The organism is Amycolatopsis sp. NPDC054798 (assembly GCF_053611505.1).
In genome coordinates, this window is the sequence record NZ_JBSHAM010000063.1 from 16,863 (window position 1) to 41,426 (window position 24,564).

At 68.1% G+C, this 24,564-nt stretch carries 20 protein-coding genes; 8 read left to right on the forward strand and 12 right to left on the reverse strand.

Translation table 11 applies throughout. The features are described from left to right. Positions 1–132 precede the first annotated feature (132 nt). A complete protein-coding gene (lysX, locus tag ACWGIC_RS31340) occupies positions 133–3,456 on the reverse strand; it encodes a bifunctional lysylphosphatidylglycerol synthetase/lysine--tRNA ligase LysX (protein ID WP_452079507.1) in 3,324 nt (1,107 codons plus the stop codon). 244 nt (positions 3,457–3,700) lie between these two features. Here lysX and panB point away from each other — a divergent pair, with 244 nt between their 5' ends. Next, entirely contained in the window at positions 3,701–4,588 is an 888-nt protein-coding gene (gene panB, locus ACWGIC_RS31345) for a 3-methyl-2-oxobutanoate hydroxymethyltransferase (protein ID WP_452079508.1), read from the forward strand. A 32-nt stretch (positions 4,589–4,620) separates the two neighbouring features. On the opposite strand, the gene ACWGIC_RS31350 is transcribed toward panB, so the two are convergent. Together ACWGIC_RS31350 and ACWGIC_RS31355 are read right to left on the reverse strand one after the other, a co-directional pair. Further along, positions 4,621–5,559, reverse strand: coding sequence for a cytochrome c oxidase assembly protein (locus tag ACWGIC_RS31350; protein WP_452079509.1), 939 nt, complete (start codon positions 5,557–5,559; stop codon positions 4,621–4,623). Between the two features lie 16 nt (positions 5,560–5,575). After that, positions 5,576–6,523, reverse strand: a complete 948-nt coding sequence (locus tag ACWGIC_RS31355) for an undecaprenyl-diphosphate phosphatase (RefSeq protein ID WP_452079510.1) — start codon at positions 6,521–6,523, stop codon at positions 5,576–5,578. A 233-nt stretch (positions 6,524–6,756) separates the two neighbouring features. Here ACWGIC_RS31355 and ACWGIC_RS31360 point away from each other — a divergent pair, with 233 nt between their 5' ends. Together ACWGIC_RS31360 and pip are read left to right on the forward strand one after the other, a co-directional pair. Next, positions 6,757–7,731: a hypothetical protein gene (locus tag ACWGIC_RS31360; RefSeq protein WP_452079511.1), complete on the forward strand. Its 975-nt coding sequence runs from the start codon at positions 6,757–6,759 to the stop codon at positions 7,729–7,731. A gap of 95 nt (positions 7,732–7,826) precedes the next feature. Beyond that, complete coding sequence (gene pip / locus ACWGIC_RS31365; RefSeq protein WP_452079512.1) at positions 7,827–8,765, forward strand: prolyl aminopeptidase; 939 nt, start codon at positions 7,827–7,829, stop codon at positions 8,763–8,765. On the opposite strand, the gene ACWGIC_RS31370 is transcribed toward pip, so the two are convergent. The 6 genes from ACWGIC_RS31370 to ACWGIC_RS31395 form a co-directional block, all read right to left on the reverse strand. Next, a complete protein-coding gene (locus tag ACWGIC_RS31370) occupies positions 8,746–9,414 on the reverse strand; it encodes an alpha/beta fold hydrolase (protein WP_452079530.1) in 669 nt (222 codons plus the stop codon). The genes pip and ACWGIC_RS31370 overlap by 20 nt on opposite strands. A 105-nt stretch (positions 9,415–9,519) precedes the next feature. Continuing rightward, the gene (locus ACWGIC_RS31375; RefSeq protein ID WP_370940174.1) at positions 9,520–10,323 is read right to left on the reverse strand and encodes an ABC transporter permease; all 804 of its coding nucleotides are present in this window, start codon (positions 10,321–10,323) and stop codon (positions 9,520–9,522) included. A gap of 15 nt (positions 10,324–10,338) precedes the next feature. Then, on the reverse strand, positions 10,339–11,220 hold the full coding sequence (locus ACWGIC_RS31380) for an ABC transporter permease (RefSeq protein WP_409183090.1): 882 nt from the start codon (positions 11,218–11,220) through the stop codon (positions 10,339–10,341). A 125-nt stretch (positions 11,221–11,345) separates the two neighbouring features. Next, positions 11,346–12,554 (reverse strand): extracellular solute-binding protein, encoded by a 1,209-nt coding sequence (locus tag ACWGIC_RS31385; protein ID WP_452079513.1) that lies wholly within the window; start codon positions 12,552–12,554, stop codon positions 11,346–11,348. Positions 12,555–12,580: 26 nt separating this feature from the next. Then, complete coding sequence (locus tag ACWGIC_RS31390) at positions 12,581–13,657, reverse strand: ABC transporter ATP-binding protein (protein WP_452079514.1); 1,077 nt, start codon at positions 13,655–13,657, stop codon at positions 12,581–12,583. A gap of 32 nt (positions 13,658–13,689) precedes the next feature. Next, entirely contained in the window at positions 13,690–15,105 is a 1,416-nt protein-coding gene (locus ACWGIC_RS31395; protein ID WP_452079515.1) for a gamma-aminobutyraldehyde dehydrogenase, read from the reverse strand. A gap of 113 nt (positions 15,106–15,218) precedes the next feature. Here ACWGIC_RS31395 and ACWGIC_RS31400 point away from each other — a divergent pair, with 113 nt between their 5' ends. Together ACWGIC_RS31400 and ACWGIC_RS31405 are read left to right on the forward strand one after the other, a co-directional pair. Next, positions 15,219–15,962, forward strand: a complete 744-nt coding sequence (locus ACWGIC_RS31400) for a FadR/GntR family transcriptional regulator (protein WP_037815737.1) — start codon at positions 15,219–15,221, stop codon at positions 15,960–15,962. 32 nt (positions 15,963–15,994) lie between these two features. Beyond that, complete coding sequence (locus tag ACWGIC_RS31405) at positions 15,995–16,735, forward strand: cache domain-containing protein (RefSeq protein ID WP_452079516.1); 741 nt, start codon at positions 15,995–15,997, stop codon at positions 16,733–16,735. Between the two features lie 4 nt (positions 16,736–16,739). On the opposite strand, the gene ACWGIC_RS31410 is transcribed toward ACWGIC_RS31405, so the two are convergent. Further along, entirely contained in the window at positions 16,740–18,158 is a 1,419-nt protein-coding gene (locus tag ACWGIC_RS31410) for a PucR family transcriptional regulator (RefSeq protein WP_452079517.1), read from the reverse strand. A 144-nt stretch (positions 18,159–18,302) separates the two neighbouring features. Here ACWGIC_RS31410 and gabT point away from each other — a divergent pair, with 144 nt between their 5' ends. Together gabT and ACWGIC_RS31420 are read left to right on the forward strand one after the other, a co-directional pair. Continuing rightward, positions 18,303–19,658, forward strand: coding sequence for a 4-aminobutyrate--2-oxoglutarate transaminase (gene gabT / locus ACWGIC_RS31415; RefSeq protein WP_452079518.1), 1,356 nt, complete (start codon positions 18,303–18,305; stop codon positions 19,656–19,658). After that, entirely contained in the window at positions 19,655–21,082 is a 1,428-nt protein-coding gene (locus ACWGIC_RS31420) for an aldehyde dehydrogenase family protein (protein ID WP_452079519.1), read from the forward strand. The genes gabT and ACWGIC_RS31420 overlap by 4 nt, the downstream gene beginning before the upstream one ends. Here the strand turns inward: ACWGIC_RS31420 and ACWGIC_RS31425 are convergent. Both ACWGIC_RS31425 and ACWGIC_RS31430 read right to left on the reverse strand, forming a co-directional pair. Next, entirely contained in the window at positions 21,063–21,827 is a 765-nt protein-coding gene (locus tag ACWGIC_RS31425; protein WP_452079520.1) for a helical backbone metal receptor, read from the reverse strand. The two genes, ACWGIC_RS31420 and ACWGIC_RS31425, sit on opposite strands and share 20 nt — an antisense overlap. Continuing rightward, positions 21,824–23,242 (reverse strand): RNB domain-containing ribonuclease, encoded by a 1,419-nt coding sequence (locus tag ACWGIC_RS31430; protein ID WP_452079521.1) that lies wholly within the window; start codon positions 23,240–23,242, stop codon positions 21,824–21,826. The genes ACWGIC_RS31425 and ACWGIC_RS31430 overlap by 4 nt, the downstream gene beginning before the upstream one ends. Before the next feature lie 113 nt (positions 23,243–23,355). On the opposite strand from ACWGIC_RS31430, the gene ACWGIC_RS31435 reads away from it, so the two are divergent. Continuing rightward, the gene (locus ACWGIC_RS31435; protein WP_452079522.1) at positions 23,356–24,315 is read left to right on the forward strand and encodes an ATP-binding protein; all 960 of its coding nucleotides are present in this window, start codon (positions 23,356–23,358) and stop codon (positions 24,313–24,315) included. The last annotated feature ends 249 nt before the right edge of the window (positions 24,316–24,564 follow it).

Sequence of the window (24,564 nt, forward strand, 5' to 3'; positions counted from 1 at the left end):
CGGAGTGGGCAAGGTTCGGACCGAGCGAGATCAAGCCGAACCAGAGCAATCAAAGCTGCGGGCTAGCGGATCAGAACAGACAGCTCACCACAGCCGAAGATCCATAACCCCCGCCCACCCGCAGCACCCTCCTCACCCCTGCGGCCGCACGAACGGGAACAGCACCGTCTGCCGAATCGACGTCCCGCTCAGCATCATCAGCAACCGGTCCACCCCGAGCCCGAGCCCGCCGGTCGGCGGCATTCCGTGCTCGAGCGCCAGCAGGAAGTCCTCGTCCAGTTCCATCGCCTCGACGTCCCCGCTCGCCGCGCGCAAGGACTGTGCTTCCAGCCGCCGACGCTGCTCCAGCGGGTCAGTCAGTTCCGTGTACGCGGTCCCGACTTCCGAGCCGAACGCGATCAGGTCCCAGCGTTCCGCCAGGAGCGGGTCTGTCCGGTGCTGGCGGGTCAGCGGGGAAACCTCGGTCGGGTAATCGGTGTAGAACGTCGGCAGCACCGTCGAACCCTCGACCAAATGCTCGTGCGCCTTCAGGACCAAGTCGCCCGCGCTGGCTTCCTCCGGGGCCGGGACTCCGGCGGCGGCGCACAGCTTCCGCAAGGTGGCGATAGGCGTGTGCGAGTCGATTTCCTCGCCCAAGGCGTCAGACACGGCTTTGTGCACGGGGATCACGGGCCAGTCGCCGGAGATGTCGTGTTCGACGATGCGGCCGTCGGCGTCTGGGCGTCGCACGACCTGTGCGCCGTACGCGGCTTCGGCGGCGTACTGGATCAGGTCGCGCATCAGGTGGCGCATGGTGTTGTAGTCCGCGTACGCCTGGTACGCCTCCAGCATCGTGAATTCCGGGTTGTGGGTCGCGTCCACGCCCTCGTTGCGGAAGTTCCGGTTCAGTTCGAAAACCCGCTCGACGCCGGCCACGCACAGCCGCTTCAGGTACAGCTCCGGGGCGATGCGCAGGTACATCCGCATGTCGTAAGCGTTGATGTGCGTGACGAACGGCCGCGCGTTGGCACCGCCGTGGATCGTTTGCAGCATCGGAGTTTCGACTTCGAGGAAGTCGCCCTGGTGCAGACGTTCCCGTACCGCGCGGACGACCGTCGAGCGCAGGCGCAGCATGTTCGCCGAGTCCGGGTTGACCGCCAGGTCCAGGTAGCGCTGGCGGACTCGCGTCTCCGGGTCGGTGAGGCCCTTTCGCTTGTCCGGCAACGGGTGCAGGCACTTCGCGGTGACGGTCCATTCGTCCACCAGCACGGACAGCTCGCCGCGGCGGGACGTGATCACCTCGCCGCTCACGCCGACGTGGTCGCCCAGGTCGACGCCGGTGCGCCAGCCGGTCAGGTCCAGCACCTTCGCGTCGAGCATCAGCTGCAGTTCGCCGGAGAAGTCCTTGATCCGCGCGAAACACAGCCCGCCGAGGGTGCGCAGCGCGAGCACGCGCCCGGCCACTCGCACCCGTTTTCCAGTGTGGGAATCGGGTTCCAGCCCGGAGAACGCCTGCACGACGTCGCCGAGGTGGTCCTCGCGGGCGAAGCCGACCGGGTACGGGTCCTGCCCGAGTTCCCGCAGTTTGTCCACTTTGGCCACTCGCACGCGGACCTGTTCCGGACGGCGCTTGGGGCGCGGCACCACCTGCGCCGCTTCCTCGTCGATCCGCCGGACCTGCGCGACGAAATCCTCCCCCACGTTCTCCAGCCGCAGCGACCGCGCGCGCCCGGTGGGCACGAAGCCCTCCAGCGCGCCCGCGACGATGCCGACCCGCGGGAGCCGCCGTGCGGAGGAGTAGCAGAGGAACCGCGGTTCCCAGCCCGGCCCGTACTTGGCGTTCGACCGGTACAGCGATTCCAGCTGGAAGAACCGCGACGCGACACTGAGCACCGCACGCCACGCGCGCAGCACCGGGCCCGCGCCGATGCGCTCGCCTTCGGAGAACACCGCGCGGAACATCGCGAAGTTCAACGAGATGCGCTGTGCCCCGACGTGCTGCGCGGCCGCCACGACCTCGGCGACCATGAACTCGTTGAGCCCGTTTTCCGCGTCCCGGTCACGGCGCATCAGGTCCAGCGAGAGACCCCGCCGTCCCCACGGCACGAACGACAGCAGGCCGCGCAGTTCGCCGCGCGCGTCGTACGCCTCGACCATGACGCTGCGGCCGTCGCTCGGGTCGCCGAGACGGCCGAGCGCCATCGAGAAGCCGCGCTCGGTCTCGTCGACGCGCCACTGCTGCGCGCGGGTCAGCAGCTCCACCATCTCGTCTTCGGGGATTTCGCTGTGCCGCCGGACCTGCGCGGTGTACCCGGCGCGCTGGATCCGTTTCACCGCTTGCCGCACGGACTTCCGCTCAGGACCGGTAAGCGAGAACTCGCGGACGTCGAGGACCGCTTCGTCGCCGATTTGCAGCGCGCGCAGCCCCGCGGCGGCGTACACCTTCGCGCCCTTCTCGCTCGCGCCAAGCACGCCCGGCGTCCAGCCGTACGTACGTGCTTCATGGAGCCACGCCTGCACCGCGTCCGGCCACGCTTCTGGGTCGCCGATTGGATCCGCGCTCGCCACAGTGGTGCCAGCGAGCACGCGGTACGTCACGGCAGCGCGGCCGCTGGGCGCGAACATGACGCTCTTGTCGCGACGCGTAGCGAAGTAGCCGAGCGAGTCGTCCTCGCCGTACTCCCCCAGCAGACGACGCAACTGCAGCTCTTCGTCGTCTGTCCGAATGCGACGGCTGCGTACGCCGCGGAAGAGCGTGTACAGCGCGGCCGTGGACACGAAGGTCGCGCCGAGATCGAGGACTACGTCGATCCACGGCGGGCCTTCGCCGACGCCTATCCGGCGCAGCTGCAGGTTCTCGCCGGTGGCGTGGTTGACCACCCAGGCGAACCGCTCCCACGCGTCGCCAAGACTGCCCGGGAATACCTCGGTGAGTGCCCAGCCGAGCACGATCACCCCGAGGAACCCGACGAACAGCACGGAAAGCCCGTTCCACCAGGCACCGGGAGCGAGCCGCGCGGGGAACGCCGGACGCAGCGACAGCAGGAACACGATCAGCAGGATCGAGATCACGTCGGCCACCGCGAGCGCGCCGACCTGCGTCGGGATGTGCCGCATCTGCCGGGCGTTGAGAGTGAGCAGGTCGGGAGCCCACAGCAGCAGCGCCTGCAGGACCAGCGTCGTGATCAGGCCAGCGACCTGGAACAGCACGAGCACGTACAGCGCGGCCTTCTTGCGCCTGCGCAGCGCGGCGCCGAGCACGACGAGCAGCAGCACGATCACGAGGCTCGAACTGGTCGGCACGCTCAGCACGCCGAACGCCATGTCGATGCCGTTCAGCAGGTGCCCGTGCCGCCCCCCGGAGAGCAGCAGCACGACCGAGAAAAGCGCTGCCAGCTGCACGACAGTGGCCACGAGACCGCCGGCGCGGGCCTTCCATCCGAGGCCGCGCGGGCGGGCGCTCACTGGGGTTCCCATCGGTACCTTTCTTGCGGCGCAGCCGCTCCGTCGAGGGAGGCGCCGGACTTTCTCACCACCGGGCGCATATCGGCCCGATGCCTATCAAGACGTCACAGGAGGCAAAACGGTTGTCGCTACCCGGCCGTGTGAAGCTGGTCGCACGACCTTGGGGCCCTCCGGCGCGCGTGTCACGCTGTGTCCGGTACTGACTCCACGACCCGGGGACCTCTGCGAGGCCTCGAGGGAAGGACGGTCGACGACGATGTCTGCCCAGTCTGCCCAACCCGATGGCGCCGCCGGCGAGGTGGCCGCCCCTTACGGAACCGGCCCCGCGAGCACCGGCACGGCCAAGCCGCGAAAAGTCCGGATCCACCATCTGCGCGAGCTGAAGGACCGCGGCGAACCGTGGCCGATGCTCACCGCTTACGACATGTATACCGCCGAGCTTTTCGACGAGGCAGGCATCCCCGTGCTGCTGGTCGGCGACTCCGCGGCCAACAACGTGTTCGGTTACGACACGTCGCTGCCGGTCACGGTCGACGAGCTGCTCCCGCTGGTCCGCTCGGTCACCCGGGCGGCGAAACGGGCGCTCGTCGTGGCCGATCTGCCGTTCGGCTCCTACCAGCTGTCCCCGGAGCAGGCGCTGGCCACGGCCGTCCGGTTCATGAAGGAGGGCCGCGCGCACGCGGTCAAGCTCGAAGGCGGGCACCGGTTCGCGGCGCACGTCGAGGCGCTCACCTCGGCCGGGATCCCGGTCATGGGCCACATCGGCTTCACCCCGCAGAGCGAGCACAACCTCGGCGGCTACCGGGTGCAGGGGCGCGGCGAAGCGGCGGAGAAGCTGCTCGCCGACGCACTGGCACTGCAGGAAGCCGGCGCGTTCGCGGTCGTGATGGAGATGGTGCCCGCCGAGGCGGCCAAGCGCGTCACGCACGAGCTGAAGATCCCGACGGTCGGCATCGGAGCCGGTCCGGACTGCGATGCCCAGGTGCTGGTCTGGCAGGACATGGCCGGGCTGCGCCGCGGCAAGGCGCCGCGGTTCGTGAAGCGGTACGCCGACGTCGCCGGGGTGCTGCAAGGCGCCGCGGCGGCGTTCGCCGAGGACGTCCGGCGCGGCGAGTTCCCCGCGTCGGAGCACGCGTTCCACTGAGCTGCCTCGTGAGTGCCGGTGCGAACCGGCACTCACGAGCGGCGGAACCGTTCGGCCAGCTCCGGATCGTTCTCCCACCACAATCCCTTCGCCGGTGCCTCGCCTGCCGCTGCCTCCTCGTCCAGTTTCCGGTCGAGCCGTTTCGCCCGTTTTTCGTCGTCGCGCGCCCACCTGATGAAGAGCGCGCCGACGAACGGCAGCCCGGCGACGTCCCCGCCGATCCACAGCACGCCCGCGCCGATGATCTGGTCGGTGCGCCGGTCCGGTCCCCAGTCGCGGTGCACCGCGTCGTAGTGCGCGGGCGCGAGCAGCGGGCCGAGCCACAGTACGAGCCCGAGTGCGCCGTCGAACACCACTTCGGTGAACGAAATCCACACCGACACCAGGTGTGAGCCGTTGCGCGGCGTCGGGTCGAGCTGCACGCGGCTGTAGAAGTACAGGAAGCCGGCCAGTACTAGCGCTACGCGCACGAGGCCGCCGACGACCGCTGAGTCGAGCGAAAGCTCGTACAGCGGCGTGAGGTAGATGAGCAGGAACGGCGCGATCAGCACCACGGTGACGCACAGCGGGAAGGTGATGAACTGTGCGAAGCGGCCACGGCCGTGCGTACGCAGCCACGCGGCGAGCCTGGGCGGCGCGGTGCGCATCAGCAGCGTCACTGGTGCGCCTAACGCGAGCAGCAGCGGCGTGACCATCAGCAGGACGGTGTTCTGCGTAGCGCGGACCCAGAACAGCGTCGTGTCGTACGCCCCGAGGAACGAGCACGTCGCGAGGAGGAGAGTGGCCAGCCCCGCGAGGAAGGCCGTAGTCCGCGCCGCCGCCCACTCCTGACGCCGGGCCGCTGCGACGTACCCGACGCCGAGCGCGAGCGCGACGAGGACGGCCGGGACGTCGAAGGTCCAGGCCGTCAACAGCGTCGATCCGCTCAGCGGCGGCAGGTCAGGCACGATTTCGATGGGTTCAGTGTGCACCCGGCGAAATTGCGCCTTACGCCGCCCCTGACACCGCGAAGAAGATCAGACTGCCAATTCCGGCGACCGCGCAGTAGATGGCGAAGGGGGTCAAGGTGCGCGTTTCAAAGTATTTCGTCAGAAAACGGACAGAAATGTAAGACGCCACGAAGGCCACCACACTGCCGACAAGAGCCGGGCCGAGCGACGGCCTGTTCTCCGGCGCGAAGAGCGTCGGCATCTTCAGCGCACCCGCGGCGAGGATCACCGGAGTGGCCAGCAGCCAGGCGAAGCGGGCTGCGTCCTCGTGGTCGAGCCCTCGCCGCAGACCGGCCACCATGGTGATGCCGGAGCGGCTGATTCCGGGCAGCAGAGCCAAAATCTGCGCCGAACCGATGAGCACGGCTTCCTTCACGCTCAGCTTCGACAGCCGGACGTCGGTCACCTCGTCGACGGTCACCGCGCGCATCACCATCGTTTCCTCGGCGCTGAAGTCGATCGTCTCCTCCTCGCGCGAGACCCGGGTCGCGGGCTTGCGGGAGAACTTCTCCGCGGCGTAGAGCACCCCGCCGTTGAGCGTGAGGAAGATCGCCGACGGCACCGGTTTGCCGAGAACGTCGCGCAGCAGGCTTTCCAGCAGCAGCCCGGCGATTCCGACCGGGATCGTGGCGAGGATGAGCAGCCACGCGAGCCGCTGGTCGGCCGTGCGCACCTCGCGACGGCGGATCGACGTCCACAGCCCGGTGACGATGCGCACCCAGTCGCGGCGGAAGAAGAGAATCAGCGCGATCGCGGTAGCGACGTGCATCGCCACCAGCACGGCGAGATACGGCGAGTCCTTTCCGATGCTCAGGTCGCGTCCCCAGCTCCCGCCGACGAGCGCGGGCAACAGGACGCTGTGCCCGAGACTGGACACCGGAAACAATTCCGACACGCCTTGCAAAGCGCCGACGACAATGGACTCGAGATAGCTGACCGCGGACATTCAGGAGCCTTTCTCGCCGCAGTTCGGGCATTCCAACGAAAAGCTACCGAGGGCCGGGTTAACTCCGAGCAAGCCGCGCGGAAACAGTCTCGGGCGACACTTTCCGGCCACCCGTCGTTCACTTCGTTCACATCCATGAACATCAATCATGTACTTGACCAGTGTTCTCTCGATGTCTTAGCGTGAGCGCACGCCGCATCCGAAGTCATCGAGCCTCGACGAGGAGGGTTGGAATGCGCGTCCGCGATCGAGTTCTGGCAGCAACCGCCGGAGCCGCAGCACTGCTCGCACTCGCCACACCCGCGGCGTCCGCCGGGACTGTCCCGGTCAAGAATTCCGCCGAGCTGAAGACGGCGCTGGCCTCGGCCAAGCCTGGCACCACCATCCAGCTGGCCGCGAACACCACCTACACCGGCAACTTCAAGGCCGCCGTCAACGGCACCGCGAGCGGACGCATCACGCTCACCGGCCCGCGCAGCGCGGTCGTGCAGGCGTCCGGCGGCCGCACCATCGAGCTGACCGGCAGCTACTGGACGCTGTCCGGCTTCACCGTCACCGGCGGCCAGAAAGGCGTGATGGCGCTGGGCGTCAACCACACGCTGGTCGACGGGCTCAAGGTGGCCGGCATCGGCAACGAGGGCATCCACTTCCAGCACGGCAGCAGCGACAACGTCGTGCAGAACTCCGAAATCTCCGACACCGGCAAGGAAAACGGCGGTTTCGGCGAGGGCATCTACTTCGGTTCGGCCAAGAGCAACTGGCCGGACGGGCAGCCCGATCACAGCGACCGCAACAAGGCGATCGGCAACAAGATCGGGCCGAACGTGCGCGCGGAGTCCATCGACGTCAAGGAAGGCACCACCGGCGGCGAACTGCGCGGCAACACCTTCGACGGCACCGGGCAGAGCGGCGAGAACTACGCCGACAGCTGGGTCGACGTGAAGGGCAACGGATACCTGGTCACCGGCAACAAGGGCAGCAAGGTCTTCGTGCACGACGCGACCTACGGGTCGTTCGAAGTCCACGTGCAGCTCGACGGATGGGGCCAGAACAACACCTTCTCGGACAACACCGCGGACGTGCAGGCGCCGTCGGCCTACGGTTTCTACGTGGTCAAGGCGGCCACCGGGAACAAGGTCTGCGCCAGCAACAAGGTGACGAACGCCGGGAAGGGTTTCGCGAACGTAGCCACGACGCCAGGCTGCTGACCGCGATCACAGACGGGGGCCCGCTCAGCCCGGCGGCGGGGGCGGGCCCCCACCCTCTTTTCCGAAGCCGGGGGCCTTCGGGAAGAGTGTCGGGCATGGACGAGCTTTACCCGCCGATCCCGGTGCGCGCCGACGGAATGCTGGACGTCGGCGACGGACACCGGATCTACTGCCAGGAGGCCGGGAACCCGAAAGGGAAACCGGTGGTGGTGCTGCACGGCGGGCCGGGAAGCGGCGTCGCCCCGATGACCCGGCGGCACTTCGACCCCGAGGCATACCGGATCATCCTGTTCGACCAGCGTGGTGCTGGCCGCAGCACCCCCAACGCGGGCGACGACTTGTCAGCGAACACGTTGTGGCACTTGGTGTCCGACATGGAGCTGCTGCGTGAACGGCTGAACATCGAACGCTGGCAGCTGTTCGGCGGATCGTGGGGTTCGACGCTTGCCCTGGCGTACGCGGAAACCCACCCGTCGCGAGTGTCCGAAATGGTGCTGCGCGGGATTTTCACCGTCCGCCAGCGGGAACTCGACTGGCTTTATCGCGGCGGCGCGGCGAATCTCTTCCCCGTCGAGTGGGACGCTTTCCTGGAGCCGCTGGACAATACGGAAGACCCGCTCGCCGGGTATGCGGAACTGCTTCACTCCCCCGACCGTGCGGTGCGCGAACGGGCCGCGATCGCTTGGAGCGTCTGGGAAGGCGCGACAGTGGCGTTGCTGCCGCAACAGTCCTTTGTGAACCAATACGCGAACCCGCAGTTCGCGCTGACGTTCGCTCGTCTTGCGGTGCACTACTTCCGGCACGGCGCTTGGCTGGAAGAAGGTCAGCTGATCCGCGACGCCGGGCGTCTCGCCGGGATTCCGGGTGTGTTGGTGCAGGGGCGTTACGACGCGGTCTGCCCGCCGATCACGGCCTATCAGCTCCACCGCGCGTGGCCGGGGTCCGAGCTGAAGCTGGTCGAGAGCGCCGGGCACGCGGTCAGCGATCCCGGCGTGATTCCCGCGCTGCGCGAAGCTACGGACCGGTTCCGGTAACCAGCCTGGCGCGGATCAGGTCGGCGACTTCCTCCGCTGCTTCGAGGTGCACGTCGTGCCCGGTGTCCGTCTCGTGCAAGGAAAGCAGCGGCGTGTCGGCGGCCGCGGCGGCGAGCTGTTCACCGAATTCCTTGCGGTACCGCGCGAACGCGACGCCGACGTCCTCGGGAAGCATCATCTCGGTCTCGGGCCGCATCGAGGAGACGACAAGCAACTGGCACTGGGTGACCCGGTAGGTGGCGATCAGGTCGAGTTCGTCGAACGCCGCGATCAACGCCCCCAGATCGGGATCTTCGGACAGCCGGACCTGTTCGTCGATGAAGGCGCGCAGCACCGGGCCGGTGGGATTCGTGTGGCCGTCGAGGTTGACCGCGAGCGGGCATTCGGGATGTTCCGTGGCCCATAACGCCGCGAGCATGCCGCCGAGCGAATGTCCGACCACGGCTGGCCGGTCGAGGCTGAAATGCTGGATGACGTCGGCGAGATCGGTCAACGCCTGCTGCCAGTTCCAGGGCCCTGGCCGGAAGGTGTACGTGACGATCCGGAATTCGGGCAGGAGCGGGACCAGGTGGTCCCAGTCGTGCCTCGTGCGGCCCCCGCCGCCGTGCAACAAGACGACCGGGATGCCGTCACCGCCATGATCACGCATGTCCACAGACCGCACTGTGCCCGTTGCTCCCCTGGCGCGGCAACCGCTTTACCGCACGACTGAGCCCGCGGCCGAAACCGCGGGCTCAGCACGAAGAACAGAGAGTCAGATCCGGCCGCCGCTGGAGCTGTCACCACCGGAAAGCCGCTGCGCCAAGTAAACCGGCACCGTCGACACGATGATCAGCACCGCCGCCACCACGTTGACCACCGGAGCTTGGTTCGGCCGGAACAGGTTGTTGTAAATCCAGATCGGCAACGTCTCCATTCCAGTGCCGAGCGTAAACGTCGTCACGATGATCTCGTCGAACGACAACGCGAACGCCAGCAATCCGCCTGCCAGCAACGCCGACCGCAGCATCGGGAACGTCACCAGCCGGAATGTGGTCATCCCGTCCGCGCCGAGATCCATCGACGCCTCTTCGAGGTTCCCGCCCATCCGGCGCAGCCGCGCGACAACGTTGTTGAACACCACCACGATGCAGAACGTGGCGTGCGCGACGATCGCCGTCATCAGGCCGAGGTCGAGTCCAAAGATCGTCCGGAACGCGTTGTTCAACGCGATACCAGTAACAATGCCGGGAAGCGCGATCGGCAGAATCACCAGCAGCGACAACGAGTTCCGCCCGAAGAACCGGTATTTCTGCAACGCGAACGCCGCCATCGTGCCGAGCACCAAAGCGATCGCGGTGGCCGAAAGCCCGGCGATGACACTGGTCCACAAGGCATGCAGGGCGCCCTCGTTGGTGATCGCCCGGCCCCACCATTCCAGAGTGAAGCTTTTGGGCGGCCATCCGAACGTAGTGTCCGCGTTCACCGAGTTCAGCAGGACCACCAGCAGCGGGAAATAGATCACCGCGAATCCGGCGCCGAGCGCGGTCCACAACAGCACCCGGGCGGGTTTCGACATCCGCACGGCGGTCTCCTAGAGGTTGTCCAGCGCACCGGTGCGACGCACCGCGGCCAGGTAGACGAGCATGATCACGACCGGAACCGTCGCGACGGTCGCGGCGAACGGCAGGTTGTTGGCCGCGCCGATGTTGTCGTACACGACGTTTCCGAGCATCTGCGAGGTGCCGCCGACGATCTTCACCGCGATGTAGTCGCCGAGCGACAGCGAGAAGGTGAAGATCGAACCGGCGACGATCGCCGGGAACGTCAGCGGCAGGATCACCGAACGGAACGTGCGGAACGATTTCGCGCCGAGGTCGCCGGAAGCGTCCACAAGGGACACCGGAAGCCGTTCGAGTCCCGCGTAGATCGGCAGGATCATGTACGGGAGCCAAAGGTAGGACAGCGTGATCACGGTCGCGGTGACGCCGTATCCCGGCCCGGACAGTCCGAGCGGGTCCAGCAGCCAGTTGAGCACTCCGTTGCCGGACAACAGGGTCCGCCACGCGTACGCCTTCACCAGGTAACTCGCCCACAGCGGCGTCATCACCATGATCACCAGCACCCGCTGCGCTTTCGGCGACGCGAGTTTGGCCATGGCGAAGGCCATCGGGAACGCGATCACCGCGTCGATCACGGTCACCAGCAGCGCGATGCCAACTGTGCGGAACGTGATCGTGCGATAAACAGAATCACTGAAAAGAGTGACAAAGTTGTCGAAGGACCAGTCGGTGACCACCTTGCCGGTGAAGACGTCGGTGGACCAGAAGGCCGTGATGAAGAGGGCGGCGAGCGCGCCGAGGTAGGCCAGGCCGAGCCAGAGCATCGGCGCGGTGAGCAGGAGGCCGAGGCGCAGCTGGGGTTTGCGGTGGAAGAAGGCCGAGATGCGGTGACTCGGCGGGCTCACGGCGGTCATGTCGTAGCACTTTCCGGTGGAGAGGGGAGAAAAGCCGAGGGCCGCGGGAACATTGGGGAGGGCCCGCGGCCCCCGGCGGACTCGCGGATGCCGGCGCGGTGGGTACCGGCATCCGCGAGGGTCGATCAGCCCTTGATCTCAGTCCAGGCCCGGGTCCAGTCGCCGTAGTCCTTGCACTTGACGTCCGTGCGGCCGTCGAGGCACTGCGGGATCGGCGTGGTCCAGTACTGGATCTTGGCGGCGTACGCGGCGTCGTTGGCGTGGTAGGTGTCGCACAGCGACTTGTCCTTGAACTCCGCACAGGCCTTGGAGTTCGCCGGGGCCTCGCCGAAGTACTCGGCGACCTGGGCGTTCACCTTCGGGCTCGTGATGTAGTCCATCCACTTGTACGCACACGTCTTGTGCTGCGACTTCGCGGCGACCATCCAGGTGTCCGACCAGCCGGTCGCGCCCTCGCTCGGCACCGTGGCCGCGACCGGCGCGCCCTCGCTCTTCGCGAGGTTCACCGTCACCTGCCAGGCCGTGCCGATCACGCCGTCGCCGCTCTTGAGCGACTGCGTTTCCTTGAGGTAGTCCGACCAGTACTCCTCGACCAGCGGGCGCTGCTTCTTGAGCAGGTCCGTCGCCGCCTTGAACTGCTTGTCGTCCAGCGCGTACGGGTTCTTGATGCCGAGGTCGGGCTGGTGCGCCATCAGGTACAGCGCGGCGTCGGCGATGTAGATCGGCGAGTCGTAGGCGATGATCTTGCCCTTGAACTGCGACTTCTCGTCGAACATCGGCGACCACGACTTCGGCTCCGGCTGCACCTTGTCGGTGCGGTAGGCCAGCACGTTCGCGCCCCAGCCGTGCGGGATGCCGTAGGCGACATTGTTGACGCTGTTCCACGACTTGTTCTTGAGGAACGGGTAAATGTCGTTGTAGTTCGGCACGAGCGCGGTGTTGACCGGCTCGACGTCGCCCGAGGCGACCAGCCGCAGCGAGGCGTCGCCGGACGCCGAAACCACGTCGTACTGCCCGGTCTTCATCAGCGTCACGGCCTCGTCCGAGGTGCCGAACGGCTTGACGTTGACCTTGCAGCCGGTCTGCTGCTCGAACGGCTGCACCCAGTTGACCTTCGGGTCGTTCGAGCCGTTTTCCGCGTAACCGGGCCACGCGAGCACGTTCAGCTGGCCTTCCGGCTGCCCGAGCTGCGTCAGCGCGTTCAGCTTCGGCGGCGTGAAGCCCTGTGCGCCCGGCGCCGACCCCGTTTTGGAGTCGGAACCCGAGGTGCCGCAGGCAGCGAGCAGGAGGCTCACGCCGCACAGCCCTGCGAGCAGCGTCTTCCTGTTCTTCATAGCGAGAGAAACCTTCCCGTGAGGAACTAGCCGGCTTCGGGGACCCGGAAACTGTGTTCGCGGCGCCAGCGCAGTCGAACGCGACCGTCGGCGAACTCGGTCGGCTCGCTGGTGTTCTGGCGGACAACGGACAATTGGCCCCCGGCATCGAGCGCGACAGCGTAGCGCACTGTCGACCCGGCATAAACGACATCCGTCACCGAACCGGTCGCGGACGTCTCGCCGGGGCCCGCCGGCGAAGCGAGATCGCCGTCGATGCGGATCTTCTCCGGCCGGATGCTGTACACGCCCGGCCTGCCGATCACCGCCTCCGCGCTACGCCCGCTGAGCAGGTTCGACGTGCCGACAAACCCTGCCACGAAAGCACTTGCCGGGCGTTCGTACACCTCGACCGGAGTACCGACCTGTTCGATGCGGCCCGCGTTGAACACGGCGATCCGGTCGCTCATCGTGAGCGCCTCGTCCTGATCGTGGGTGACGAAGACGAAGGTGATGCCGACCTCGCGCTGGATCTGCTTGAGCTCGACCTGCATGGTCTGGCGGAGCTTGAGGTCAAGCGCGCCAAGGGGTTCGTCCAAAAGCAACACTTTCGGGCGATTCACTAGAGCGCGGGCGAGTGCTACGCGTTGCCGCTGTCCACCGGACATCTGCGACGGTTTGCGATCGCCGAAGTCTTCCAGCCGCACCGTGCGCAGCGCTTCCTTCGCGCGCTCGCGGCGTTCGGCTTTCGCGACCCGCTTGACTTTCAGGCCGTACTCCACGTTCTGCTGCACCGTCATGTGCGGAAAGAGCGCGTAGTCCTGGAAAACCGTGTTGACGTCGCGGTCGAACGGAGCCAATTGGCTCACGTCCTTGCCTTCGAGTTCGATCGTGCCCGCGGTGGGCAGTTCGAACCCGGCGATCATCCGCAGCACAGTGGTCTTGCCGGAACCGGACGGGCCGAGCATCGAGAAGAACTCGCCGGGCGGGATGTCGAGATCGACCCCGTCCACGGCACGCACCTTGTCGAAGTGCTTTTCCAGTCCGGAAAGCCGGATCGCCGGCTGCCCGGTCTGCGGCCGCTTTCCCGGCGGCCGCGTCTCGGCGGGGGCTTGATGGGGCATGACGGGCCTTCCCATGGATCTGGTCACGACGGCTACAGCGCACTCATCACGTGCTTGACGCGGGTGTAGTCCTCGAGGCCGTACAGCGAGAGGTCCTTGCCGTAGCCGGACCGCTTGAACCCGCCGTGCGGCATCTCGGCCACGAGCGGAATGTGCGTGTTGATCCACACGCAACCGAAGTCGAGTTTCGCCGAGAACCGCATGGCGCGCTGGTGGTCCTTGGTCCACACCGAGGAAGCGAGGCCGTAGGGAACGCCGTTGGCGTGCTTGAGCGCTTCGTCGTCCTCAGTGAACCGCTGCACGGTGATCACCGGGCCGAAGACCTCGTTCTGGATGATCTCGTCGTCCTGCTGGAGACCGGAAACCACGGTGGCCTCGTAGAAATAGCCCTCGTCGCCGGAACGCCGTCCTCCACAGTGGACAGTCGCGTGCTCCGGAAGCCGGTCGATGAAGCCGGACACCTTTTCCAGCTGTGCGGCGTTGTTGAGCGGGCCGTAGGCGACGTCGTCGCCCGTGCCGGTCTTGTTCGCTTCGGCCTGACGGGTGAGCGCGTTGACGAAAGTGTCGTGGACGTCCTCGTGCACCAGCACCCGGGTGGCGGCCGTGCAGTCCTGGCCGGCGTTGAAATACCCGGCCGCGGCAATGGCTTCGGCGGCGGCTTCGAGATCGGCGTCCGGGAACACGATCACCGGCGCCTTGCCGCCCAATTCGAGGTGCACGCGCTTGACGTCGTGCGCCGCCGAACCGGCGACCTCGATACCCGCTCGCACCGAGCCGGTGATCGACACCATCGCCGGAATGTCGTGCTCTACCAACGCACGTCCGGTGTCGCGGTCGCCGCAGATCACGTTGAACACTCCGGCGGGCAGGTGCTCGCCACAGATCTCGGCGAGCAGCAGAGTGGAGGCGGGCGTGGTGTCGGACGGCTTCAGCACGATGGTGTTGCCCGCGGCGAGCGCAGGCGCGATCTTCCAGATCGCCATCATCAGCGGGTAGTTCCAGGGCGTCACCTGCGCGCAGACCCCGACCGGCTCGCGGCGGATGAACGACGTGTGGCCTTCCATGTACTCGCCTGCCGAACGGCCTTCGAGCACGCGCGCGGCACCGGCGAAGAAGCGCACCTGGTCGATGACCGCGGGCAGCTCCTCCTCCATGGTCAGCGCGAACGGCTTGCCGGTGTCCCGCGCTTCGACGCGGATGATCTCCTCGCCGCGCGCCTCGAGCGCGTCAGCGATCTTGAGCAGTGCGAGCTGCCGCTGCGCCGGGGTGGTCTCGCGCCAGCTTTCGAACGCTTCCGCGGCGACCTTGAGCGCGCGGTCCACGTCCTCGGCGCCGGCGACCGGCGCGGTGCAGTACGCACGCCCAGTGACCGGGTCGACGATTTCCGTGACCTTTCCGGACAGCGAGTCGACGAAAGACCCGCCGATGTAGTGCTTCAACTCCAGCACGCGTGCGCCTCCTGACTCTCCGTGGCAGGATGAAACATATAACTCCATATTTCAAATGACAAGGCCCTGGGGCAGGATTGGCTCCAACGGATGCCGAGACGGGTGGACCCACGATGCGCAAGGAGATGTCGAACAGCGCACGACTGGCGATGTTCGCCCCGCTGGAACAGGTGGGGCGCGCGGAGGCGGTCGCGGCGCGGTTGTTCGACGCCATCACGCTCGGTCTCCTCGACGACGCCGAGCAGTTGCCGAGCGAGGCCGAACTCGCCGCGCAGTTCCGGGTTTCCACGGTCACCGTGCGCGAGGCGCTCGCGGTGCTGCGGCAGCAGGGCCTGGTCGAAACGCGGCGCGGCCGCGGCGGCGGCAGTTTCGTGCGCACCCCGGACTGGCCGGCGCAGAGTTCGTGGGCCGAGCGCCTGCGACTGGTCTCAATGGCTGAACTTCGCGACTTCGGCGACCACTACCTCGCCGTCGCGGGCTCGGCGGCGAAACTCGCCGCGGAACGCAGCACCCCCGAAGATCTCGAACGACTGCGGCTCACCGCGGAAGACCTCCTCGGCGCGAGCGGCCCCGACGCGACCCGCGCGGAACGGCACTTCCACCTCGAAGTCGCCGCCGCCGCGCAGTCCCCTCGGCTCACCAACCAGGAAGTTCAGCTGCAGAGCGAACACGGCGTATTGCTCTGGGCGCCCCTCGGCGACAAGGAAACCTGCCGTGGGTCTTACGCTGAGCACCAGGCGATCGTCTCCGCGATCGCCTCGGCCGACGGCGATCGGGCGCGCGCCTTGACCGAAGAGCACCTTCTCGGCGCGCTTGATCGGCTCGCAGATCTGCACCTGACCCTCGAAACGCCGTAAGCTCCGATGACCCGCATCACGAGGTGAGCATCGTGACCGACACCCGCACGCTGACCGGCGAAGAGGTAGTGACCCAGGTTTCCTCCCTCGTCGAGGAGATTTTCGCGCGCCTGAAACCAGTTCTGGCCGCCGCCGAAACGCTGCTCGGCGAACCCGGCGACCTCACCGCCGAAGCGCTGCACGCGATCCGGCCGGAGATCATCGAGGCGCTCGGCGGCCTGGTGGTCGGTGCGGGCTTCGTCAGCGCACCGAACGTCTTGGCTGATCAGGAACTCGGCTTCGAATGGTGGACTTCCTGCCGCACCGAAGACGACGCGCCGGAACAGCTGTTCATCAGCCTCGATCCGGAGAGCCCTAATTTTCTTGACTACACGCGGCAATCGTGGTTCACGGTGCCGCGGGACAGCGGCCGTCGGCATGTCAATGGGCCGTACGTGGACTATCTCTGCACGGACGAGTACACGCTCACCTTTACCGTTCCCGTCACTCGCGGTGAGGAATTCGCCGGAGTCGTTGGTGCGGACGTGTATGTCCGCGAGTTCGAGCGCACGGTGAGTCGCCGGCTGCGCGCGCTCGGCCGGACTGCGGCGTTGCTCAACGCTCAGGGGCGGGTGATCGTGTCGAACAGCGTGCGGAAGGCGACCGGGTCGCTGGTGCGCGAGATCGACGTGCCTGCCTGGTGGGCGTCCGGCGCGGAACCGTATACGGCCCCGGGCGGGATGACGTTGCGGCGGTGCGGGGATTCGCCGATCACGCTGCTGGTCACGACCTGAGCGGTCAGGGCTTGATCTGGAGCGCGAACCACAGTTCCGCGCGCACGCCTGGCGCGTCGAGGTCCCGGCCCAGCAGCTCGGCGGCCTTGGTGACCCGGTTGCGCAAGGTGTGCCGGTGCACGCCGAGCTTCGTCGCGGCGAGGTCCCAGTGCCCGTGGTGTTCGAGCCAGCAGCGCAGCGATCGTTCCAGGTCGCCGCGGCCGGTCCGGTCGAACTCGCGCACCGGGGCCAGGAGCTGGTCGGAAAACGCTTGCGCGGCTTGATGATCGACCAGGCCGAGCAGTCCGGCTCCGGCGTGATCGGCGTACCGCAGCATTGGCACCCGCTGCGTCCGCGCCGCCTCGGCCGCTTCTTCCGCCTGCCTCAGCGCGGTCGGGAACTCCCCCGTCGATAGTCCACTGTGGAATTCACCGGTCTCCGCGACGATCGCGCTCACGTCTTCGTTCTCCGCCAGCACGATCAGTTTATCCCCGCGATGGGCGGCGAACACTTGCCCGGCAAGGGTTTCCAGCCGTTCGTACAGCGTGTTCCGGGCAGCCTTGCTCCCCTTTACCGCCAGCACCGTCCACGGTTCTGCCGGAAGGTCCGGTACGACCTCGCGGGCCAGCTCGTGGTGTCCGGCGGCCAGCAACTCCAGCACGCCGGTGTGCAGCTGGGACAGCGAAACCCGCTGCGCTCGATCCTGTTCCAGGGCAAGGGAAAGCAGTGAGACAGCCGTGTTGACGATGTGCTGTCCGGTACTGTCCAACGGCTCCGCGGTGCCGACCGCCAACGCGCCGCGCGTGTGCAGAGTCTGTAGTACGACCTCGTCGTCGCCGTGAGATACCACGCGCGTGCCCGCGCGAAGGCCGGTGACGTCCAGCTCGACACTGCGCGCCTTGGCCGACGACGCCTCACGCACGCGTCCGGCGGAGTCGTAAAGCACCACCCAGCCGTCGATGAGCCGCGCGAGCCGCCGCACCACTCCCCCGGCGCCGCCGCGGCCGACCGCGGTCCGGGTCAGCTCCTGCTGGGCTCGGCCGATCCGCACTGTCGCGGCGTACTCGTCGGCGGCGACCGACCGGGACACCGCGCGCGTGATCGCGATGAACGGCGTCTTCCTCGGTACCTCCAGCACCGGCAACCCGACTTCGTCGGCGACCGCCACCAACGCGTCCGGCACCTTCGCGTGGCTCAGCCCGACCCCGAAACCGAGCCCGGCGACATCCGCGTCGACGAGCCGCCGGACGTACGCGGCATACGTCGCGCTGTAGAGCGTCAGACCGGTCGTGAGCAGCAGTTCTCCGCCTTCGAGGAAGACCTGCGGGTCGGTCAGCTCGGTGGGGTGCACCCAGCCGATCGGACGGTCCAGCCCGGCTTCGCCCGCGACCACGCGCAGGCCGAGCGCGGGTTCGGCGGCCAGCGCCCGCAGGGTGAGTGCCATAACGGCCAATTGTAGCTGCCGAATTGGACAGAACGGCCAGCTGACGGCGGGCGGTTCAAGCCCCATCCTGAGGGGCGAACCAACCGAAAGCTCGTGCCGGTTCCCACCGGCATCAGCACTCACGACCGCGACGCAGGAGCACCCGTGACCACCAGCACCGCCGCCGAGCCGCAGGCTCCGGCACCCCGGCAGCGCAGGCTGCAGACCGAGATCCCCGGGCCCGCCTCCCGCGCGCTGCAGGAGCGCCGCGCGAACGCGGTCGCGGCCGGGGTCGCGTCCACGCTGCCCGCCTACATCACCTCCGCCAGCGGCGGACTGCTCACCGACGCCGACGGCAACGTGCTGATCGACTTCGGCTCCGGGATCGCGGTGACGAGCGTCGGGCACTCCGCGCCCGAGGTGGTCGACCGGGTGCGCGAGCAGGCGTCCTTGTTCACCCACACCTGTTTCATGGTGACCCCGTACGAGGGCTACGTGGAGGTGTGCGAGGCGCTGGCCGAGCTGACGCCGGGCGACCACGCGAAGAAGTCGGTGCTGTTCAACTCCGGTGCCGAAGCGGTCGAGAACGCGGTGAAGATCGCCCGTACCGCCACCGGTCGCCAGGCCGTCGTGGTGTTCGACCACGCCTATCACGGCCGCACCAACCTGACCATGGGCATGACCGCTAAATCGGTGCCCTACAAGCACGGTTTCGGCCCGTTCGCGCCCGAGGTGTATCGCGTGCCGGGCTCGTACCCGTACCGCGACGGGCTGGCCGGCCCGGAGGCCGCGCGGCAGGCGATCGACCGGATCGAGAAGCAGATCGGCGGCGACCAGGTCGCGGCGGTCGTGCTCGAACCGATCCAGGGCGAGGGCGGGTTCATCGAGCCCGCGCCCGGCTTCCTGCCCGCGATTTCCTCGTGGTGCAAGGCGAACGGCGTCGTGTTCGTCGCCGACGAGGTGCAGACCGGCTTCTGCCGCACCGGAAACTGGTTCGCGTCCGCGCACGAGGACGTCGTTCCCGACCTGGTGTGCACGGCCAAGGGCATCGCGGGCGGGCTGCCGCTCGCCGCGGTGACCGGGCGCGCGGACCTGCTCGACGCGGTCGGCCCGGGCGGACTCGGCGGCACCTACGGCGGCAACCCGATCGCGTGCGCCGCTGCGCTCGGCGCGATCGAGACCATGCGGAGCGACGGGCTGACCGGTTCCGCGAAGCGCATCGAGGAGCTAGTGCTGCCGCGACTTCGGGCGCTGGCCTCGGAAACCGGTGTGATCGGCGACATCCGCGGACGTGGCGCGATGCTGGCTGCCGAGTTCGTGAAGCCCGGCACCAACGAGCCGGACGCCGACCTCACCAAGCGCATCGCCGCCGCCTGCCACGCGCAGGGCGTCGTGGTGCTGACCTGCGGCACGTACGGCAATGTCGTCCGGCTGCTTCCCCCGCTGTCCCTGTCCAATGAGTTGCTCGACGAAGGCCTCGCCGTCCTCGAGTACGCGATCCGCACGGAGGCCCGCAAGTGACTTTTCCGTTCTGGGTGGCCGGAAAGCCGGTAACCAGCAGCGAAACGACCGTCGTCCGGCATTCGTTCGACGGTTCCGAGGCCGGCTCGCACTACCTGCCCGGACCGTCCGATGTGGAGTCCGCGGTCCAGGCCGCGGCGGACGTCGCCGACGAATTCGCGACGCTGCCCGCGCACGTCCGGGCAGGCGCGCTCGACCACATCTCGCGACGGCTTTCCGAACGGGCGGAGGAGATCGCGCAGCTGATCACCGCCGAATCGGGCAAGCCGCTGAAGTGGTCGCGCGGCGAGATCGGCCGTGCGGTGTCGACGTTCCGCTGGGCGTCCGAGGAAGCCCGCCGGTTCTCCGGCGAACTGCAGCGGCTCGACACGGACCCCGGCGGCACCGGACGGCTCGCGCTCGTCCGGCGCGTGCCGCGCGGTCCGGTGCTGGGCATCACTCCGTTCAACTTCCCGCTGAACCTGGTGGCGCACAAGGTCGCCCCGGCGATCGCGGTGGGCGCGCCGATCGTGCTCAAGCCCGCCCCGGCGACGCCGCTGACCGCGCTGCTGCTCGGCGAAATCCTCGCCGAGACCGATCTCCCTGCGGGCAGCTGGTCGATCCTGCCGCTGGGCAACGAGGCGACCGCCGAACTGGTCAAGGACCCGCGGCTGCCGGTCGTGTCGTTCACCGGTTCGGTCCCGGTCGGCTGGGCGATCCGCGACAGCGTGCCGCGCAAGCACGTCGCGCTCGAACTCGGCGGCAACGGCGCGGTGCTGGTCTGTCCGGATTGGACTGACCTGGACTTCACCGCGCAGCGGATCGCGACGTTCGCCATGTACCAGGCCGGACAGTCGTGCATCTCGGTGCAGCGCGTGTACGCGCACACCGACGTCTACGACGCACTGCAGGAGAAGGTGCTGGAGCAGGTCGCCGCGCTGCGCACCGGAAACCCGCGCGAGGACGGCGTTGACGTGGGACCGCTGGTCAACGAGGCGGCCGCTTCGCGGGTCGAGTCCTGGGTCACCGATGCGGTGGTCGCCGGGGCCAAACTGCTGGCCGGTGGTGGCCGTTCGGGTGCGACGGTGGAGCCGACCGTGCTCTCCGAAGTTCCCGAGGACGTTTCGGTGATGGCGGACGAGGTGTTCGGTCCGGTCGTCTCACTGGTCCGGGTGTCCTCTGTGGACGACGGCGTCGAGCGGATCAACGCCTCTCGCTTCGGTTTGCAAACCGGCGTTTTCACCCGCGATCTGCCGACGGCGTTCGACGTGTCCGCGCGCCTGAAGGTGGGCGGCGTGCTGGTCGGCGACGTGCCGAGCTTCCGTGCCGACCAGATGCCCTACGGCGGGGTGAAGGACTCCGGCGTCGGCCGGGAAGGCCCGGCCGCGGCGATGGCGGACTTCACCGAGGAGCGCGTGACCGTCCTTACCGGACTGACTCTCTGAGCGCCGCGTAGGCGTCCACCAGAGACGGTCCGTACCACGTGAGGTAGCGCCCGGAGACCAGCAACGGGCGCATCTCCGGGAAGAAGCCGGGGCCGTCGTCCTGGGTGAACTCGTACGGCTCGTCGGGCAGTACGACCAGGTCGGCCCCGGTCTTCTGGAGCTCTTCCAGCGACGGCCGGGGATACCGCTCGGAGTGTCCGGAGTAGACGTTCTCGATCCCGATCCGGCGCAGCACGTCTCCGGCGAAGGTGTCGCGTCCCAGCACGATCCACGGCTTGCGCCACACCGGGATCACCGCCCGGTGGCGCACCGGCTCAACCTCGCGCCACAGCTCGTCCGCGGTGTCGAGCCATTCCGGCTCGTCGATGCCGTACACCTGGCCGAAAATCCGCCGCAACGAGCCCAGCGCGGCGGGCACGGATTCCGCCGCCGCCATGACGAACACCGGAACCCCGTTGGCCCGCAGGGTTTCCACGTCCTCCGGCCGGTTCTCCTCGGAATTCGCCAGCACCAGATCCGGTTCCAGCGCCAGCACCCGGTCCAGCTTCGGGTACTTCGACCCGCCCACCCGTTCCACGTCCAGATCGGCCGGATGCGTGCAGTAATCCGTCGCTCCGACCAGCCGCCCCGGCACGCTGACCTCGACCGCCTCGGTCAGCGACGGCACCAGTGACACCACCCGCCGCGGCGACCCCTCGATCGGCACCGGCTCACCGAGATCGTCGACCAGTTCCGCGTTCCTCATACCCGTTCGAACGACACCTTCCGCTGCTCGACGTCCACTTCGGTCAGTCGCACCGCGATCCGTTCCCCTTCCGGGAACTTCTCGCCGGAGCACTTCGCCATCACCGGCGGATTCTCGACCAGGATCTCCGCCCGCGTCTCTTCCGCACGCAACACCACCGCGGTGAACTCGTGTCCCACATGCTCAGCGAGTACCCACGCTTCGACCTGATCTATACATGCGCGCTCCACTCGCGCCGCCAGACTGTCCGAAGCGGACATATGTGCCGGCACTTCGGACAGCGCTTCCCGCACCCAGTCCGGCACCTCGCGCCCAGCCGTCACCGCAAGACACACCTCGGTGCCGAACCGGTCAACGAGCCGCCGAATCGGAGCCGTGACGTGCGCGTACGCCCCGCCTATCCCCGCATGCGTAGTAACCGCGGGCAATTCGCCAGCAAACGCCGTGTAACCCGCGCCCCGCAACAGCCGCGTGGTATCGGCATACAACGCCATCGACGCGGGCTGTCCTGGGTCCAAAGTAGACAGAAACTCGGACACTGTCTGCTCGACCGGCCAAGCCAGCCCCACCGCTGCCGCGGACCGGCGCAGCCACTCCACCGCGTCCGGCTCCGGGGACGGAAGCGTCCGCAACACCCCGATCCCGGCTTCGAGCATGATCCGCGCCGCGGCCATCCCGGTCAGCAACGAGATTTCGGCGTTCCACGCGTCCACGACCGTCCGCGGCCGGCGCGCGAGAATCCAGCCGCCGTCGATGTCGCCGCTGATTTCCTGCTCCGGCAACTGCAACTCGACCGCCCCGCGCTGCACCGCCAGACCGCGCCGCAACCGACCGAGCTCCGGCAGCGCCGCCACCGACGGATGCGGCCGCCCGGCGTCCAGCGACGACTGGACCCCTTCGTAGTCCAGCTGCTCGGTGGAGCGCACCAGCGCCCTGCGCACCCGAGTGGCGACGATTTCCCCGCCCTCGTCGACGTCGATCGTCCACAGCACCGCCGGCCGGACCTCGCCCGGCAGCAGGCTGGCCGCCCCCTCGGACAGCACCGGCGGATGCAGCGGAACGTTGCCGTCCGGGAGATACAGCGTCTGCCCGCGCCGCCGCGCCTCGTGATCGAGCGCCCCGCCCGGCGGGACGAACGCCGCCAGGTCCGCGATCGCGTACTGCACCCGAAACCCGCTGTCGCGCCGCTCGATGACCATCGCCTGGTCGAGGTCCTTGGACCCGGGCGGATCGATCGTGACGAACGGCAGGTCGGTGGCGTCCTCGCGGCCGCCCGCCGACGCGAGCGGATCGACCACCGCCGCCTCGGCCTCCGCGAGCACCCCCGGCCCGAACGACTCCGGCAGCGCGAACTCCGCCCGGAGACGACCGAAGTCCCCTCCCGACGCTGGTGTCCTCAGCACGAGTGGCGGCACGTTCCAACACTATCCCGCCGAACCGCCGGTGATCGCCCGTTCGGGCGCGGGCCGGTCGGGTGTAGCCTGCCTGGCATTGATAACCGTCTTCATTTTCAGAAGGGTTCGGATCGGTGAAGATCGCGTTCGTCGGCAAGGGCGGCAGCGGGAAAACCACGCTCTCGTCGCTGTTCGTCTCGTATCTGGCCAGCGCGGGCAATCCGGTGCTGGCCATCGACGCCGACATCAACCAGCACCTGGCGGTAGCCCTCGGCGCGACCGAGGAGCAGGCACTGGCGTGGCCGACCCTCGGCGAGCACATGCCGCTGATCAAGGACTACCTGCGCGGCGACAACCCGCGGATCCCCTCGGCCGAGGCGATGATCAAAACCACCCCGCCCGGCCGGGGCTCGCGGCTCGTGCGCCCCTTCGAGGACAACCCGATCTTCGACACCTGCTTCCGCCCGCTCGGCGACGTCCGGCTGGGCGTCACCGGCCTATTCGACGAGGAAGACCTGGGCGTCGCCTGCTACCACTCGAAGGTCGGCGCGGCTGAATTGCTGCTGAACCACCTGGTGGACGGCGAGGACGAGTACGTCGTGATGGACATGACCGCCGGGGCCGACGCGTTCGCCTCGGGGTTGTTCACGCGCTTCGACGTGACGTTCCTGGTGTGCGAACCGACCCTGCGCAGCGTCGGTGTTTACCGTCAGTACGCGGATCACGCCCGGGATTTCGGAGTTCACCTGGTCGCTGTCGGCAACAAGGTCACCGACGGCGACGATGTCGATTTCCTGACCGAACAGCTCGGTTCCGCGCTGCTGGGCTGGATGACGACGTCCGGTCATGTCCGCGCCGCCGAGCGCGGGACGACCCGCCCGATCGGCGAACTGGAACCGCGCAACCTGGCGACGCTCGCCGCGATGAAGGACCAGGTGGACGCGACACCGCGGGATTGGGCGCGGTACCAGCGGCAGGGGGTGGAGTTCCACCTGCGGAACGCGCGGGCGTGGGGGAACGGGCGCGTGGGGGCGGATCTGGAGGGGCAGGTGGATCCGGAGTTCGTGCTGGATCCGGCCGTGGTGGCGGGGTGACTGCTGCGGGTTGATTGGTGGGGGTGGTGCCGCCGATCGGACGGAGGTTGTCCGGTCGGCGGTTTCTGTTTTCTGGGCCTGGTGAGGACTCGGGTCGCTGGGGTGCTGGCTTGACCGGGGCCGCCTCTGGTTCGGCCGGTTCGGATGCCTCAGTGCGGCAGCCCGGATCGGCTCGGCCGTTCCGGGATAGCCCGGCTCGACCGATTCGGGCGTCCAGGCGCGACGGCTCCCGGCCAAGCTCGGCAACTC